The following is a 17,470-nucleotide window of genomic DNA, read 5'->3' as shown; positions in this document are numbered from 1 at the left end:
TTTTGCAGTAAATAGTATGATTCGACTTATTTTGTACATATTACGGATCGGTTTCTCACGTGCTGTTCCCGATGTGGTGGAAAGCTTCAGGCAAGGAAAGTGCAGGTGCAGTGGATTCGTGCTAGCAATAGTGCAATACATGATCACAGATGTACTGCATTGTACACTTTGCAATACTGGCTTTATTCGCTCTGCTTTTCAAAGTGTTTTAGACTCGAATAATATACGGTGCGAGCCAATACTCAGAAAGAAGCCATTGTGCAAAAAAATAATAAGATAGTAGCAGAAAAGGCTCCTTGCCTGTCGAATCAAACACCTAAAAAAACAGAAAGCGAAAAATCAAAAGAAACCAAAGCACTTTGAAGAGCGAGACAATATATATCAAGCGAGAGCGTCCTATAGTCACGCACGGTTCGCCTCGATCGCAAAGCAAGTCGTCTGTATACAATTCTGCCGATGTATTTAAGCCAAGCCGTGCTTCGAGAGAATATGAGAATTATTGGTGAGAATAAGATAGATACGCAGGTATTATTATGGATAAGAAAATATTAAAAGCACAAGGAGAAAGGTATGTTTTCGGCTGTCACAAAAGAGGGGCACTCGGTCAATTGTATACATAATAGCGAGGACTGGCTTCGACAATTGACCAATGTAGAGAAACGGGTTATCTGTCCGGAATGTAAGGAACAGATGGTTTTTCGAGCAGGACGTTTACGCCGCGCACATTTTGCTCACCAGCCCAAAGTAGTGTGTACGTATCCTTATTATGAACCGGAAACAAAAGAACACCTAGAGGGCAAGTTGTTATTATATAACAAGCTTAGAGGTTTGTTTCCGAAGTCACAGGTAGAAATAGAGCATCGTATTGAAGAAACGAATCAACGATCAGACGTAATCGTTATTCACCCGGATGGAGAAAAGTGGGCGTTTGAATTCCAATGTTATAAAATCTCAGGAGAAGCATGGCTCCAACGCCATCGACTATATAAAAAGGCCGGAATTAAAGACTTTTGGGTACTTGGGGATTCCATACATCGTTATGGGAAGACAGATCATGAAGAGGATAAAGAAAAGCATCGTTTGGTGGAATTAGAGCAAGTTATATATAAGCATACTGCACATCTTCATTATATAAATACAGAACAAAAAATTTTCCGTTATATAAAAAATGGAGATTTGGATACCACACTTCTTTACTACCCAACAGAACTTATTATTCCGCTTCAAAACGTAACGATTAACAAACAGCGATGGTGGTCAAGAGAAATTGAGCTTTTATATATAAAAGAAGAAGCAGAGCGAAAAAGAAAAGAGGAAGAGAAAAGACAAGAGCAGGAAAGAAAACAAACCGAGATTGAGCAAGCTAGACAAAGATACAAAGCGATTGTGCAGGAACGAAGACAGTTAACAAAAAGTATGACAGAAAAAGAAAAGATGCTCTTTCTTCAATTATGCCAAAAACATCAATTCACTTCTCAGAACTTTCCGGGTCTTTTCCATGCCCAAACCAATTATTCTGAATTGATTGCTACACCAGTTCAGTTATGGAAGTTATGGATATATAATGAATTTATTTATCAGAAAAGAGGACGGAAGCTTTGGATGCCGGAGGTTACAAAGCGATTTTTAAGACTAAAAGATAAAGGGATGATGCGATTAGGTAAATATAGTAAAGATCCTCACTTTTCTTTTGCTTTTTATTCGTTCGTACATAATCTCGAACAAATACATATGCTGGCGAGGATAGACACGCGGGGAAAATATTACTTTGTTGTAGTAGATGAATTGCCCATTTACCATGAGGAGAAGCAAAATGCCATCATTACGATGGGGATAGAAGAAACACTACCTTATGAACTTTATAGAAATGATTCACAGATACCTCAATTCTACTCTGACTTTTTGCAGGCAATAGGAAGAACTTATGAAGAAGCAGAGATAACAGATGAGAAAAAGCATTTTGCCGTAAAAGCCCATTCAAGCAACGTTTTTCCTGCCTATCAACATAGTATGACAGCCACAGCAGTAAAGACCTGCTCTCGGATTAAAGTGAGTGAGAATGAAAAAAGAAATATCCACGAAGAAATAAGCGGTCTATCAGACATGGAAAAGCAAGCTGTTAAACATTATTTAAAACAGGGAACTGAAAGTGCAAAAGAAATTACAGAAAATCTTATTTCTGAACATGGAGCGAGTTCAGCAAGATACGAACATACAGGAAAGTACAGACTATACCCCTTTGTTTGTCAGTATCTTGATTTCCTTGTGGGTTGCGGGCTTGTCACTTATAAAGGAAACGAGAAGGGCGAACGGTTTTATAGATGGGTTGTATATGGATAAACTTCCAACTAAGTATGTTCTCATAATTTGATATAATAAAGGGCCGATGTCATCTTAATTCTAAAGTAGAATTTTAGGTGGCTTTCTTTTTTGTTAATCGGAATTTATAGGAAAAACGAAATATAAATACATACAAAAATAGGATAAAATGTTGAATAGGAGAGAGCGAGGTTATTTATGCAAAACGACTATTCCGCCTTTACTTCGGAACGTGTATTTAGGAATGAGATGCGCATTGTTATTCCGTTTCTTCAACAAGGGCTAAGTAAAGAAGAAATTCGTTCTCATATTGTTGAACAAAATTTGTTTCATATGCGAAGCCAACGAGCAATCACAAAGACGTTGGCTATGGTTCAAAGAAGAATTGCCTGCTTGGATGAAACGCTTCAACAGATGTTTTTACATGGCTCACGGAACGATAGCCTGGCGATTTTACTTTATGCATTTTTAACCGTATACCGGTTGCCGCGTGAGTTTTTTTTGGAAGTCGTCTATTACAATTGGAAACATCGTAAAAAGAACAGGGTAACTTTCGGGGATATTCTGACCTTTTTCGAGCAAAAAGCTGAGCAAAGCCCTGTGGTATCAGGCTGGTCAACAGAAACGAAGCGAAAACTTCGTCAAATCATGCTCAATCTTTTAATTGAATGCGGGTTGCTGGAGAAAGAAGGTAATGAATGGCGTGTTATGCCACTGGCAATTAGCGAGTCTCTGCGCACATATGTATCCCAGCATTCAACATACCAGGTGCTATTAACTTATGTCTTATACCAATAAAAAAACAAAGAGAAGGGGAGAGAGATGCTAAAAATTGAAGCGCGGTTAAACTGCTTATACAATTTTATTCAAAGCCCTGAGTTTTTGCAGAAACAAGGGTTAGCGAACGAAGTGCCATATTCAATTTTTGATTATGCGCCAGAAGATGAATGTATTGTCCGTGAGTTTATCCAGCAAACTCTTGTGCGAATGCCTGTCAAAATTACTGAAGTTAACTTATATCACTTTTTATTGAGTTTGTTTGAAGAAGACGGGATAGAAAGTCTGTTGGATTATGAAGTCGAAGAAGGAACAGATTCTTTATTTCAGGATGTAATTGAGCCGACGATTGAAGAAGGGGAGTGGGTGTATCAGCTAGAACAGCAAATCCAAGATGCGCAAGTTCTGTTTTTGACTGGAGTCGGAAGTGTGTATCCGATGATGAGAGCGCATGATGTGCTGAATAAGCTGTTTTCGTGTCAAATGGACATACCACTTATTTTATTTTATCCGGGTACATACAGTGGCCAGGATTTACGGTTGTTCAATCGTTTTTCTAGTAATAATTATTACCGAGCGTTTCACATTACATAAAACGAGAAGAGGGGGAGAAGTATGCAGATAGATAAGGTATTTAAAAAAGATATTCATCGGCCAATCAATGGGGTTATTCAAGCTGGACAGCAGGACGCTTCAACAATTCAAACGGAACTTGAAGAATATGTAATAACAGAGGAAGCAGGTGAGTATCTTGCTACCTTCTATGAACATTATACAAAAAGCTTGTTTCAGCCAACTGGACAAATGGGGGTATGGATTTCCGGCTTCTTTGGTTCAGGTAAATCTCACTTTTTAAAAATCCTTTCCTATTTACTAGCAAATATAGCTCCGCAAGGAAAACCGGCAGTTGAGTACTTTGAGGAGAAAACAAAAAATCAAAAGCTACTCGAAAATTTAAAAACATGCGCGAAGTATCCAGCAGATGCACTTTTATTTAACATCGAGTCCAAAAATAGTACAAGCGCCAAGAACGAAAAAGATAAAATCGTTGATGTATTTCTTCGGGTCTTTAATGAAAGCCTAGGTTATTCAAGTACCGCCTGGATTGCCAGTATCGAACGTCAACTAGATGAGGAAGAAAAATATGAAGCGTTCAAGCGGGCATTTGAGATGTTCGATAAAAATCCCTGGGAGAAATCACGTTCACGTATTATGCTTCATAAAAAAGCATTCGTACAGGCCATGGAGCAAATCGGATATGATGAAGAAACGGCAAAAATGTTCTTAGATGCAAGCAAAAAAATGTATGAAATGAGTTCGGATCAATTTGCTCATATTGTCGCTGAACATTGCCGAAAAAAAGGGTCGCAGTATCGCCTGATTTTCCTTGTGGATGAGATCGGACAATACATTGGAGATGACACATCACTAATGTTGAACCTCCAAACGATTGTCGAAGATCTTGGTAATTACTGTGGAGGACAAGTATGGGTTGCTGTCACTTCACAGGAAAAAATTGATGCAGTCACTAAGGTAAAAGGCGATGACTTTTCAAAAATTCAAGGGCGATTTGCGACACGCATCAGCTTGTCCAGTGCGAATACAGATGAAGTTATCAAGCGACGTTTGTTAGAAAAAGAGGAGCAAGTACATTCTCTATTGGCTTCTCAGTACATGAAGCGTGAACAGTCTCTGAAAAATATACTTTCGTTTGAAACAAATCGCTCTACTTTACGAAATGGTTACAAATCGCTGGATGAATTTATTCAAATATATCCATTTGTCCCGTATCAAGTAGACTTACTTCAAAAAGTATTCGAGAAAGTTCGAAGACAAGGGGAAGCGGGGAAACATTTGGCACATGGCGAACGTTCACTTCTTCGCGCCTTTCAAGATGTAGCCATTCGGCTTAGCAGAGAAGAAACGGGGAAGTTGGCGACGTTTGCCCAATTCTATGATACTATCTGGCGTTTCCTTGATACATCTGTTGTGAATACCATTAAGAAAGCGATTCAGCGCGCGGACGAGCATGACGGATTAGAACCGGGAGATATACCTGTATTAAAAACGTTGTACCTTATTAAAGGCATTCAAGAAATAAATGCAACCGAAGAGAATATTGCAACGTTATTACTTGGGCATGTAGATGATATTAAGGACGATGTACAAAAACAGGTAGTTGCATCTTTAAACCGTTTAAAGCAAGTATTATTAATTGAACAAAATGCTGATCAAACGTATGTATTCCTGTCTGATGAAGAGCAGGAAGTCAATCGTGAGATCAAAAGCACATACGTAGACGATATGGCTGTATTAAGTAAAGTGTCCAGTATGTTCTTTGGGGATATTTTTCCCGAAACAAGTGTTCGGACGGAAAGTGGGTACGATTTTTCATTCAACCGTCAGTTCAATGATGTGGCATATGGCAGTACAGTTCATGCTTTAACATTAAAAGTGTATACAAGTGATGTTCCAGTTGAAAAAGCAATATTAGAAGCAAACTCTGGTGTCGTCGTTATGCGTTTGCCGGAAAGTGTATCTAAGGACAGAATTGATTTTATGGAAGCTTTTGAGTATGCGGCACAGATCGAGCAGTTTTTGCTTTTTAAGCAAGCGCCAAACTTGACGCCGTTACAACATCGAATCTTTGATGAAAAACAGCATCAAATTACGGAGTTTCAGGATAAAGGGAAAAGATTGCTTATCGATGCATGCCGCCGAGCGACTTTCTATATCCAAGGCAAGCCGGTAACGTTTAATGGAGATGCTAAAAGCCAATTACAAAAAGCATTTTCCTCTTTGATTGCAAACACGTACACGAAGCTTGGCTATGTGGACAAGCGTTTACCGATTAAAAATGCGCACAAGGTGATTGTAGAGTGGGCGAAAGACGGAGCAGAATACAAGTTAGACGGGACAAAAGAGAACCATCAGGCTTTGGAAGAAATGGAACGTTATTTAGAAGAGCCAAAAGCTCGCCGTACATCGTTAAAGGGCATCATTGAATATTTCAGCCGTGGAGTCTATGGATGGAATGAAAATGACATCATAGGTCTAGTTGCTTTGTTACTTCATGACCAAAAAATTAAACTTGAATATAATGCTGTTCCTTTTGATGAAAATGATTCAAAATTTACTGATCGTCTATTTAAAATGGCAGAACGTGAAAAGGTCATTATTGATATCAAGGTAAAAATCCCACGAAATATTAAAGATAACGCACTTACTATAATGCGTGAGTTCTTTAAAAAACAATTTATCGTTGGGGAAACGTATGAAGAAGTGGCAGATGAATTTCGTCAGGTCATCAACGAAAAAATGAAACAGCCTCTTTCCAATGTCCAAGAGATTAAGCGTGCCGAAAAACCAGGTTACCCATATCCAGGAACCATGACTTTAATGCGTTTGCTACAGTTTGTACAAGAGTGTATAGGCATTCGTGATGCCGAGCGCTTTGTCCATGAATTGGTCGAAAAAGAAGATGAGTTGGATGACTGGTTTGAGCAAATGGAACAGCTTGAAGAATTTTATTTAGGCGATCAAATTAAGATTTTTAACGGGGCTGTCTCGCTTTTACAGGAAAAGCAAATGGACATTCAAGGTGCGGCACATCATGTTGATATCCAGCAAATCAAAAGCAATATTGAAGCGATCTTAAGGGAAGAAAAGCCATACTCGCGTATTCAGCAATTAAACCGCATTTGCCCGCAATTAACGGACAAATTGAATGAATTACTAGAAACAGAAAGAGAAAAAACACTTCCTGTCCTGCAGGCCATTGTAAGGGAATGGGATATCTTACAAACAGAACATGGCTTTGATGCAGAGTTGAGCGGATGGCTCATGAGAGAGAAAGAAAGTGCGGAAGAAAAGGTACGCCAGTGTGAAGCAAGACAGAGTGTATCGGAAATCTTTATGAGTTTAGGGATGGCCCAACGTGCTCTAAATGAAGGAAAAGCAAAAGTAAAAGCGATATTGGAAAAACGAGAACAAGCAAAACGTGTTATTGATATTGACCCTCCAACGACTGTGAAAGATCCAGAAAAAGAAGGACAACTCTATCATACAAAAGAAGAAAGGGTGATCACAGCAGAAGGGTTGTATAATATGTTGGTTGGTCAGCAAGAGGAAATTATTATTGAATCAACAGAGCAGTGGGATGCTTATATAAAGCGCTTGGATCAAAAAGTTAAAGCTTTGCTGGATAACCATATACTTGTACTTTCAAAGAAAGGAAAGGTACATCATGAATAAAAAAGCGTTAAAGGATTTTGCGGTAAACGCGCGGGTGGAATTGCTTCAGCAGGTCGCCGCCCAGGCGCTCCGCTTTGGAGTTACAGAAGAGAACGTAGGAAAGTTGGAAATTGGTACAGATCATATTCTTATTAATGGAAAGACGTATGATAAGACATTAGAGAGACCATATCGAGCGCTTACCAGTGAGTGGAAGCGTAAAGGTTACGAACAAGTAATTGAAGAAGTGGCGTATACATGGTTTAACCGTTTGATTGCCCTCCGTTTTATAGAGATTCATCGCTATTTACCTTCTGGAATTCGTATGTTGTCGAGTGAGACGGGGAAGGCGGAGCCGGATATTCTGGTTCATTTCCGGGAATCAGGGTTGTCGGTCGATGTAACCAAGGTGGAAAGTTTACTCGCAGAAGGAACGCTAGAAAAGCGAGAGGAAGCGTATCGTTTGCTGTTGTTAGCACAATGTAATGAACTTAGTGAAATAATGCCGTTTTTGTTTGAGAACAGCAATGATTATACTGAACTTCTTTTACCAGATATGTTGCTTCATATTGATTCGGTCATTCATAAAATGATTGATAAAATTGCCGAAGAAGATTTCCAACAAGTTGAGGTTATCGGTTGGTTGTACCAATATTATATTTCTGAAAAGCAACGAGAAATTGTTGGTATGAATAAAGGTACAGTTTCAAAAGAAGAGCTACCAGCCGCTACTCAACTGTTCACGCCGAAATGGATCGTGCAATATATGGTGCAAAATTCGCTAGGGAAGATGTGGAATGAGATCAACCCAAACAGCGATTTGCCTAAGCAATGGGAATATTATCTAAAACATGAGAAATCGAGCCTGCCACCCGGAACTATGATGGAGTTGGAAGAGGTAAAGTTTATTGACCCTGCCTGTGGTTCAGGGCACATTCTTGTTTACGCGTTCGATATGCTGTATGACATGTATGCTAGTAGAGGGTACGCAAGCAGTGACATCCCATTATTAATTTTACAAAAAAACTTGTATGGTTTGGATATCGACAAGCGTGCAGTTCAGATGACAAGCTTTGCACTCATGATGAAAGCAAGAGAGAAAAGTCGTCGTTTTTTCCGAAAAGCAAAAGAGCTGAAGTTAAATGTTGCTGAGTTCATTGATGCTCGTTTTCCGTCAGAAGATTCTATAAATTTATTGTGTATGACTTCACAGCAAAAAGAAGAAATCAAGGAAGTAATTTCTGCTTTTTCGAATGCAAAGCAGTTTGGTTCGCTAAGTATTTCACCTAAAGTTGATTATGTAGGCTACATATCCAAAATTGAGGATCTAGTTAAACATGGTGGGAACCTCACGGAACAGATGTATGCTGGAGAACTGAAGCAAGAATTGTTGCCTGTTTTACAGCAAGCGGATTGGCTAAAAAGCAAATATGACATAGTAGTTACAAATCCTCCATATCACAATAAATATAACTCTAATTTAAAAGAGTTTCTTGTAAATAATTATAAAGATTACAAGGCTGACCTATATTCATCATTTATCTATCGTTGTACTCAAATGACAAAACAATATGGATATATAGGTTTAATGACACCATTTACATGGATGTTTTTGTCTTCTTATGAAAAGTTACGTAAGAATATTATTAATCATCAGAGTATATCAAGTTTAATACAGTTGGAATATTCCTCCTTCAAAGAGGCTACGGTACCTATATGTACTTTTGTGATTCAAAACCAAAGTAAAGAAACAATTGGGCAATATATCAGATTAACAACATTTAAGGGGGAAGATATTCAACCTATTAAAGTAAAAGAAGCTGTTTATAAAGATAAGGTATGGTACCGTTATTGTTTTAATGGGAAACATTTCGAAAAAATCAAAGGTTCACCTCTTGCATACTGGAGAAGCAAGAAAATCGATGACGTTTTTAATGAAAATCCTAATATAGGAAATAAATTCCTGGTTAAAAAAGGATTATCCACTGGAGATAATCCGAGATTTCTAAGATATTGGTTTGAAGTTAAATTAAACAGTATTAACCTCTGTGCGAAAACCAGAGATGAGTTTATGAATTCAGTAAAAGTGTATGCCCCCTATACAAAAGGAGGTAATTTTAGAAGATGGTATGGAAACTTCGAATATATTATAGCTTATAATAATTATCATTTGAATGAGATGCGGAAGTTAAAGGGACACCGCCATGATGGAAAAGAGTTTTATTTCAAAAGATCTTTAACTTGGTCTGCAGTAACTAGTGGGAAATTTTCCATGAGATATGTGTCCAATGGGTTTGTATTTGATCAAAAAGGGCCTATTTGTACCACTATGTTTGAGCATGATAATTTGTTATCGCTTTTAGCATATATGAATACCAAAGTTGCCCAGTATATTTTAGATATAATAACACCTACTTTAGATTATAGTCAGGGGCCATTATCCTTAGTTCCATATATTGTTAGCCAAAGTGCTTCAACTAATCAGGAAATACAAACTATTGCTGAAAGGAATATAAATCTTTCGAAAAATGACTGGGACTCTTTTGAGAGTTCTTGGGATTTTCAACAACATCCATTCCTTATCCACCGTAACGGTAACAAGTTAGCAGAGGTTTATGACAATTGGAAAGTTCATACTGAGCAACAGTTTTACGAGTTACAACAAAATGAAGAAAAATTAAACCGTATCTTTATTGATTTATACGGCTTACAAGACGAGTTGATACCAGAGGTTCCAGATGAAGAAGTAACAGTACGACAGGCTCATCAATTGCGCGAAGTTAAGTCATTCTTATCATATTTTGTTGGTTGTGTTATGGGACGCTATTCGCTTGATATTCCTGGATTAGCATACGCCGGTGGAGAGTGGGATGCTACAAAGTATCAGGTATTCTTACCAGATGCAAATGGTATTTTACCACTTACTGATCAGATATATTTTGAAGATGATATTATTGCCCGACTTGAGCAATTTCTTAAAGCTATTTTTGGCTTGGAAACTTTACAAGAAAACTTACACTGGTTAGCTGAAGCGCTAGAGATGAAGCAAAATGAAACACCTTTAGAACGTCTCCGTCGCTATTTCTTTGATGAATTTTACCAAGACCATGTACAAACATACCAAAAGCGCCCGATTTACTGGATGATTGAATCGGGGAAAAAGAAAGGATTCCGTGCTCTCGTGTATTTGCATCGCTATTCACTAGAAACATTAGCTGGTGTAAGGGTAAATTACTTGCATAATCTACAGACGAAGTATACTCATGAAGAAAAGGTATTGAATGATCGCCTGACTAATCCTTCACTGTCTCGGCAAGAAAAGACAGCGGCACAGAAGAGGATAAAGTTGTTGAGGGAAAGACAAGAGGAACTGGTAGAGTTCGATAAGAGATTGGCAAGTTTGGCTAATCAGCGGATTACCCTTGACCTTGATAATGGGGTTGTAGCAAATTATGCAAAACTGCAGGATGTGTTAGCAAAAATAAAATAGATTTCACGTCACAAGGGACACTGGAATTTATAGTGTTCCTTCATAGTAGGCTTTTACCATGCTGATAAATTAAATAGAAGAAAAAATAGCTAGGGGGGAACAAAGTGGGGAAGTCATACATTGTTAACACAAACCGAACCAACAATCCTGCCGGAGAAGATGAAGTGGATATGATTGGTATGCAAAAGTGTGCCGCTTATTATGATCCATGGAAACACAAGATTGATGCTATCAAAGCAAATGAAATGGTGTTTCTATATAGCAATCAACGTGGAATTATTGCCAGAGGAGTAGCAACAGGAATCGTAGAGGTAAAAGATTACCGTGGAGATGTAGATGAAGAACATTACATGAATTTAGAAAAGTTCCAGTATCTACGTAATCCTTTGCTGGCGTCCAAGGTAAGTGAGATTGTAGGATACAGCGTGGTCTGGGGACAAACTATGGTCTCGATGAATGAAGAAACTGGATTAAAAGTGTGGCAATACATAACAAGAAATTGTTTGTAAAGGTAAGGTAGCTTTTGTTTTATATTTTTTAAAATAGAATGAAAAAGAGGTGTTTATTGGGATAGGCGATCGCTCTATCCTTTTTGTTTGGGAGAGTTCATACTTCGTGTTAAAATTTGTATAAAAGAATGTTGTAGAGAGGAACACTTTTTATGGAGATTATTATGGAGTTGCAAAAAAGGTTTGAGGCGTTGCCAAAATCGGGACAGGGGCGTCAAATCGTATTTTGGTATGATACAGTACCAAATCGGGAATTAGAGCCGATTCAGGAAGCAATGACGGAGTTTGGTGTGCAAGTGTGGGAACTCCATGAAAATAATGCTTTTGCTACGAAGTATCAACTAGAAGTGAATGACCCGGATACCCCTTACTTGATTTATGCTCGGTTTCCACGACCGGATGATATAGATAATAGCTTGCTTGATATTGTGTTATACAGTGAAACGTTTGAAGCAGATGACATTGCTATGTTGATGCACCGTTACCATGTCGAACAATTGTCGGTGCGTGATTTGTTTGCACAATATCGTGCTTTTTTTAATGACAAGCGGCGAGCCCAAAAGTTAGAAAATTTGTTACAAGGGAATCCGAATCAAGAACAGGTCATTCTTGGAATGTTGGCCGTATTATCCGGAAGCCCCAGTGCAACAATGCCGACAATTATTAAACATATTCTGTTAAGGGGACTGGATGAAGAAAAAAATCCTGTTTATCAGGATATTAGTAAGTTTTTCAGTACAGATATTCTTTGGCAACATGTGCGTGCCTATTTCGGGATTGAACAGGAAGAGATTTCTCTTCAGACGCTTTTTCAGACATTTGTGTATGCACATTTTTCCAGTGAAATCGATTTTGACCTTCCGGTACAATTCCCGTACCGCTATCCTTCTCGTCTTCAAAATACCTGCCGGATTTTATTAGAGGACTGGCTTAAAGGAACAGAAAAGGAAACGGTAGTACTGGAAGAATACCTGGCTGATGTTGAAGCAAAGTGGTCGATACGTGAGTGGTTGTTAGAAGAATCTTACGAAGCATATTCGCGCTGTGATACATTTCGTGTAATTGAGCAATTATTGGTGGAGAAATTGCTGGATGAATGTACACAGGAAACAGCACATACGGGTAAATGGCAGGATATTTTGTTTGTACGGCGTACCAAACACTGGTACGAAAAAGGATTTGATAAGCTGTATGCGGTGTTGGAAGCGGCACTTTCTATATTGGAACAAAAACATAGTTTCCAACAGGTGTTCGCGCCAAAAAATGGCGAAGAATGGATGAAGCAATATACGGAAAGTGTCTACAAAATTGATTTGCATTACCGCAAGATGATATATGCATATGAGCGAATCAATTATATGGAACGATTTGCTCAGTTAATTGAGCAGATGACGGATTGGTATGAGCATCGTTATCTAAGCAAAGTCGCACAATGGACGGACGATTTTCTAGAACAGCAGGGTAAGGAAAAATGGCCGATTCCTGGTATGCTTCAACAGCAATCATTCTATCAGCAACTCATTCATCCTTTCATTGAGAAAACAACAGAGCGCGTATTTGTTATTATTTCTGATGCTTTACGATATGAGGCTGGAGTTGAGTTAGCAGAACGGTTGCAAAAACGTATGAATGCAGAAGTTGAGTTGCGCTCAATGCAGGCTTCGCTTCCTTCATACACACAATTAGGGATGGCCAGCTTACTGCCAGGACGCACATTCGGTTATCAAGGAAAGACGGTTCTGCGAGACGGCATGAGTACCCGGGGGTTAGATAAGCGAGAAGCTGTATTACAGAAACGGGAAGCGACAGCAGGAGCAATGAATGTAACCGAATTTATGGCATCCAATCAGGCGGAATGGATTCGAGGACGCCGATTAATTTATTTGTATCATGATCGAATTGATTCCGTTGGCGATAAACAAAAATCGGAGAACTATGCGTATGGTGCAGTGGAAGATACCCTTCGTGATTTAGAAGGTGTCGTTCAAAAGTTAGTTGGTACGTACAGTGCCGTACGGATTTTTATTACGACTGACCACGGCTTCTTATATCAGACGCGGAAAGTCGATGCGCCGAATAAAATGATGGCGGTTAGTGGTGATATCATTGATGGAAACCGCCGTTTTGCTCTTGGATACGGGTTGTCTGTTCCGATTGGAGCGAAAAAAGTCTCACTTACTTATCTTGGATTGGAAGAGGAGGCGGCCATTGCTCTTGGTACAAACCGTTTTCAAATACAGGGTGGTGGATTGAAGTTTGTCCATGGTGGTGCCATGCCACAGGAAACGGTTGTGCCGGTGATTATGTATCATCAAATCCGTGGTTTAGCGAAGAAAAAGCAGGAAGAGCGAGTAGATGTACGAGTTATGAATCGGGAACGTATCCTGACGAATTACCGATTCAAGGTGTCCTTCTTCCAAGAGCAAAAAATATCTGAAGAAAGAATGCTTCGCCATCTTCGGGTTGCTTTTTATAAAGATGAGGTGCGGATTTCTAACGAAACAACGCTTGTATTTGATTTAACTGGTGATACAGCAGACCGACAGTTAGATGTATTTTTCTCGTTAAGGGAGCACAGCGTGAGTGTGGGTGAGAAATGCGTCTTACGGATGGAAGATGTTACAGACTCGAAAACAAAGCTATACAGGGAAGAACTATTTGACGTACGGATCTATGACATGTTGATGTAGGAAGGAGGAAAGGCATGCTATCTGTAGGGGAAATCGTACGTGGCCCGCATTGGCCAGAGACGGTTGAGATAAAAAAGTGTGAGTCGATTGATGGAGTGTTTTTTGAAATCGAGGCTTTAGGCCGTTCCACCCAGACCTATTACCAAAACCTACTGGAGCCATTTCAGGTTGAAATAGTAGAGAGATTGAGTGTACAAGCAGAAAGTGAAACCATACAGGCATCTGAAGCTCAGCGGATTCTTCACTTTTATGCCATGGATATTGATCGGAAATTTTCGGACGCTCGGGCGCTTGGTAATAAAAAATTATGCCATTGCCACATCAGATTGAGGCAGTTTATGATCGGATGCTTCAGTCCCCGAGAGTTCGGTTTCTTCTTGCTGATGACCCAGGGGCAGGAAAGACGATTATGTCTGGTATGTTAATTCGAGAGTTGCGCGCCCGGAAAGGGGCAGAACGCATCCTTATATTGACTCCACCGCTTGTATTGTATCAGTGGCAGGAAGAATTAGAGCAAAAGTTCGGAGAAGAATTTAAGATTATCACCAGGGCTACCCTACGGGAAAACGGAGGACGTAATCCATTTCTCGAACACTCATTATGCCTGGCTTCTGTATATTGGGCGGCAAGGGATGATGTAAAAAGCTATGTATTGGAAGCTAATTTTGATTTGATTATTGTAGATGAAGCTCACAAAATGGCCGCGTACACTCACGGAGTAAAAAAGAAAAAAACGAAGCGAACCAGACTGTATCAATTAGGAGAAGCATTATTGCGTCATGCAAATCATCGACTATTACTAACGGCTACACCTCATAAAGGGGATATAGAGAATTTCCGTCATCTTATGCAATTGATTGATGAGGACATCTTTTCACAGGTGGGAGCCGGTGAAACGCTTCGAGAAAAAAGTAATCCGTTTATCATCCGGCGGTTGAAGGAAAGTATGGTAACCTTCGACAATACACCATTATTTCCGAAACGAACCACGCAAACCGTTGCTTTCAATATGTCTCGATTGGAAAAAGAGCTATACGAAGAGGTAACGGCCTATGTGCGCGAACATTTTAACCGGGGAGAGCAGAGTGGAAACCGTAACATCACATTTGCCATGATGGTTCTTCAACGTCGTCTCAGCTCCTCGGTTGAAGCTGTTCATTTTTCACTCAAGCGTCGTTATGAAAAGCTTCGAGCACTATTAGAACAATCGCTGGAAGAGCGAGAGGCAGTCCTAAGAGAAATAAACACAATTGATATAACCGCATACGAAGAAGAGACGACTGAGGTACAGCAAGATCTGGAGGATAAACTTGAGGCTGTGACCACTTCAGTAAATGTTGAAGAGTTGCAGGCAGAGATATTTGTGTTAGAAAATTTGGTGGAGAAGAGCAAGTATTTACACGAGAATACGGCGGAGCGAAAATACGTAGAGCTGGAACAAACCATCTTTGGAGAGAATGGTCTACTAAAAAACGGCGAAAAGATTCTGATTTTTACTGAGTTCGCCGATACGTTGCATTACCTAGAAAAACGGTTGTTAGAACGAGTACCGAAGCTTGCAAAAATCGTAGGGTATTATTCGATGGACGAACGTCGGCGTCAGGTTGAGTTGTTTAAGAGTGAATGTTCCATTATGTTGGCAACAGATGCCGGGGGCGAATCAATAAATCTGCAGTTTTGTAACCAGATGGTGAACTATGATATTCCGTGGAATCCAAATAAGCTAGAACAGCGAATGGGACGGATTCACCGAATCGGCCAGAAGAATGAAACATTCGTTTTTAATCTTGTTGCTGTTGATACACGCGAGGGTGAAGTGATGTATCGCCTGCTTAATAAAATGGAACAAATGCGTGAAGACCTCGGAAGTGATCTAGTCTATGATTTCATGGGTGAGGTTATTGAAGATCAGTATGTAAGCCTTGAACATTTAATGCAAGAAGCGATTATGAATCGGGAACGCTTGGATGAAATCATTGATGGATTGGAAAAAACAATATCTGAAGAGCATAAGCGGTTATTACAAATTGCCGCGCAAGAAAAGATGGACGAACAAACTGTCGATTTGCCGGGTATGAAGCGCGAACGATATATGCTTTCTGTGACGAGTATACCGGTACGTGCGTATGCCGAGTTTTCCAGAGAAGTGTTAGCCAATAATCGGGTAAAAGTGCATGAAGCGAATGATACGTTTCGCATAGAACGATTGCCAAAATCGGTACGTGAATTTGCCCGCAAGCATAGTATTCGTTTGTCTACAAAAGAAGCGTCACTTCGTTTCACTGGAAATGTGGATAAAGAAAGTGATGCAGTTGAACTGCTGATAAATGATCATCCTTTATTTCAATTATCTATGGCATTTGCTGAGCAGTTAATGCAAAAAGTAGCTTTAGATCGTATTCAGCTTTCCTTCCCTGTTTCTTCTCCGTTACTGGTAGAAGTGCATGAAATGAGTGTTACTGATGGAACAGGGCGTGAACTGGCTAGGGAATTGATGTACATTGCTCAAAAAGAGGACGGTTCCTTTACTTGCTTTTCCCCATACTGGATTTTTCAAAATCAATGGCAGGGTGAATGCACTGTACAACCCTTGATAGAAAATAGTGCATTCCGGGCGCAGGCGATTCGTGAGGCGCAAAAGCGTTTGTTACTTGTAAAGCAAAAACGGGAACAGCAACTGAATAAAAAGAGTCAATTTCTACAGCGTACCTTTGAGGCGCAGTATCAGGATACCGTGCGTAAGCTGACGGAATATCAATCTATGAATGAAGAGAACCGCAACAGTGCTTTAATTAACCAAATGAATGCTCAGTTGATAGAGATTGAGGAGCGTAGTGAAGAACGAATGCTAGAGATTGAGCGGGAGCGAAGTATTACATTACGACCGACCCATCGGTGTTTGCAAATAGGAATTGTACCTAACGGACAGCAGATGAACAGGCTTTTTCCAGAGGAATGGGCGAATGTGGTACAGCAGTATGAAGCATTGAATGGACGGACGAAACTACAGGTCTTTCCGGCTTTTGGGCTTGTTGATTTTTATAGCGAGACATATGAAGGGGAAGGTCGGTTTATGATTTTGACGGATAATCCAGCATTTGAGCTATCTTCAGTTCAAAAGAAAGATTTGGGAGATGTGCTAGATAGAACTGTTTTATATGTGATTAAGAATGGGCAAATTGTACAAGAGATTTCCAGTACCCAATCTTTGTTTGTAAATTAACATCATTCAGAGATGTTCTCTGGATTTATCCTTTTATAAGTCAAGTAAGATGGCAAAATAAAAAATCAGCGTACCAGACCACTTTTGCAAAAAACACTTAATTTTTTCTAAGATGTTATGTACAAAGAATGAATGCTTTGGTATATTGTAATTGAGGGAAATAATTACCCTTATTTGGAAGAATTGTTATCGTGAAAAATGTGAATATAGAAATACGAGGTCAAGCGTA

General features: G+C 39.5%; 10 protein-coding genes. All 10 read left to right on the top strand.

Features of this window, described 5'->3' with window-relative positions:
* Nucleotides 1-228 precede the first annotated feature (228 nt).
* The 10 genes from CB4_RS21930 (at nucleotide 229) to CB4_RS19615 (ending at nucleotide 17,241) form a co-directional block, all read left to right on the top strand.
* Complete coding sequence (locus CB4_RS21930) at nucleotides 229-363, top strand: hypothetical protein (RefSeq protein ID WP_269459512.1); 135 nt, start codon at nucleotides 229-231, stop codon at nucleotides 361-363.
* Between the two features lie 207 nt (nucleotides 364-570).
* The gene (locus CB4_RS19650; RefSeq protein WP_096467393.1) at nucleotides 571-2,340 is read left to right on the top strand and encodes a competence protein CoiA family protein; all 1,770 of its coding nucleotides are present in this window, start codon (nucleotides 571-573) and stop codon (nucleotides 2,338-2,340) included.
* Nucleotides 2,341-2,517: 177 nt separating this feature from the next.
* Complete coding sequence (locus tag CB4_RS19645; protein ID WP_096467392.1) at nucleotides 2,518-3,117, top strand: DUF1819 family protein; 600 nt, start codon at nucleotides 2,518-2,520, stop codon at nucleotides 3,115-3,117.
* A 24-nt stretch (nucleotides 3,118-3,141) separates the two neighbouring features.
* Nucleotides 3,142-3,690, top strand: a complete 549-nt coding sequence (locus CB4_RS19640; protein WP_096467391.1) for a DUF1788 domain-containing protein — start codon at nucleotides 3,142-3,144, stop codon at nucleotides 3,688-3,690.
* A gap of 21 nt (nucleotides 3,691-3,711) precedes the next feature.
* Nucleotides 3,712-7,350, top strand: a complete 3,639-nt coding sequence (brxC, locus tag CB4_RS19635) for a BREX system P-loop protein BrxC (RefSeq protein WP_096467390.1) — start codon at nucleotides 3,712-3,714, stop codon at nucleotides 7,348-7,350.
* Complete coding sequence (gene pglX, locus CB4_RS19630; protein ID WP_096467389.1) at nucleotides 7,343-10,819, top strand: BREX-1 system adenine-specific DNA-methyltransferase PglX; 3,477 nt, start codon at nucleotides 7,343-7,345, stop codon at nucleotides 10,817-10,819. The genes brxC and pglX overlap by 8 nt, the downstream gene beginning before the upstream one ends.
* A gap of 104 nt (nucleotides 10,820-10,923) precedes the next feature.
* On the top strand, nucleotides 10,924-11,328 hold the full coding sequence (locus CB4_RS19625) for a hypothetical protein (RefSeq protein ID WP_096467388.1): 405 nt from the start codon (nucleotides 10,924-10,926) through the stop codon (nucleotides 11,326-11,328).
* A 152-nt stretch (nucleotides 11,329-11,480) separates the two neighbouring features.
* Nucleotides 11,481-14,018 carry a BREX-1 system phosphatase PglZ type A gene (pglZ, locus tag CB4_RS19620; RefSeq protein ID WP_096467387.1) on the top strand — a complete coding sequence of 846 codons (2,538 nt, stop codon included), beginning with the start codon at nucleotides 11,481-11,483 and terminating at the stop codon, nucleotides 14,016-14,018.
* Nucleotides 14,019-14,032: 14 nt separating this feature from the next.
* On the top strand, nucleotides 14,033-14,443 hold the full coding sequence (locus tag CB4_RS21990) for a hypothetical protein (RefSeq protein WP_331713178.1): 411 nt from the start codon (nucleotides 14,033-14,035) through the stop codon (nucleotides 14,441-14,443).
* On the top strand, nucleotides 14,326-17,241 hold the full coding sequence (locus CB4_RS19615; protein WP_331713177.1) for a helicase-related protein: 2,916 nt from the start codon (nucleotides 14,326-14,328) through the stop codon (nucleotides 17,239-17,241). Before CB4_RS21990 ends, CB4_RS19615 begins: the two co-directional genes overlap by 118 nt.
* Nucleotides 17,242-17,470: the final 229 nt, after the last annotated feature.

Source organism: Aneurinibacillus soli (genome assembly GCF_002355375.1).
In the GTDB taxonomy this organism is placed as follows: Bacteria; Bacillota; Bacilli; order Aneurinibacillales; family Aneurinibacillaceae; genus Aneurinibacillus; species Aneurinibacillus soli.
This window is presented reverse-complemented; position numbering and strand designations above follow the sequence as displayed.

Coding starts and splice junctions, on each gene's coding strand:
- CB4_RS19650 (WP_096467393.1), top strand. CDS start 571: ATGTTTTCGGCTGTCACAAAAGAGGGGCACTCGGTCAATTGTATACAT.
- CB4_RS19645 (WP_096467392.1), top strand. CDS start 2,518: ATGCAAAACGACTATTCCGCCTTTACTTCGGAACGTGTATTTAGGAAT.
- CB4_RS19640 (WP_096467391.1), top strand. CDS start 3,142: ATGCTAAAAATTGAAGCGCGGTTAAACTGCTTATACAATTTTATTCAA.
- brxC (WP_096467390.1), top strand. CDS start 3,712: ATGCAGATAGATAAGGTATTTAAAAAAGATATTCATCGGCCAATCAAT.
- pglX (WP_096467389.1), top strand. CDS start 7,343: ATGAATAAAAAAGCGTTAAAGGATTTTGCGGTAAACGCGCGGGTGGAA.
- pglZ (WP_096467387.1), top strand. CDS start 11,481: ATGGAGATTATTATGGAGTTGCAAAAAAGGTTTGAGGCGTTGCCAAAA.
- CB4_RS21990 (WP_331713178.1), top strand. CDS start 14,033: ATGCTATCTGTAGGGGAAATCGTACGTGGCCCGCATTGGCCAGAGACG.
- CB4_RS19615 (WP_331713177.1), top strand. CDS start 14,326: ATGCCATTGCCACATCAGATTGAGGCAGTTTATGATCGGATGCTTCAG.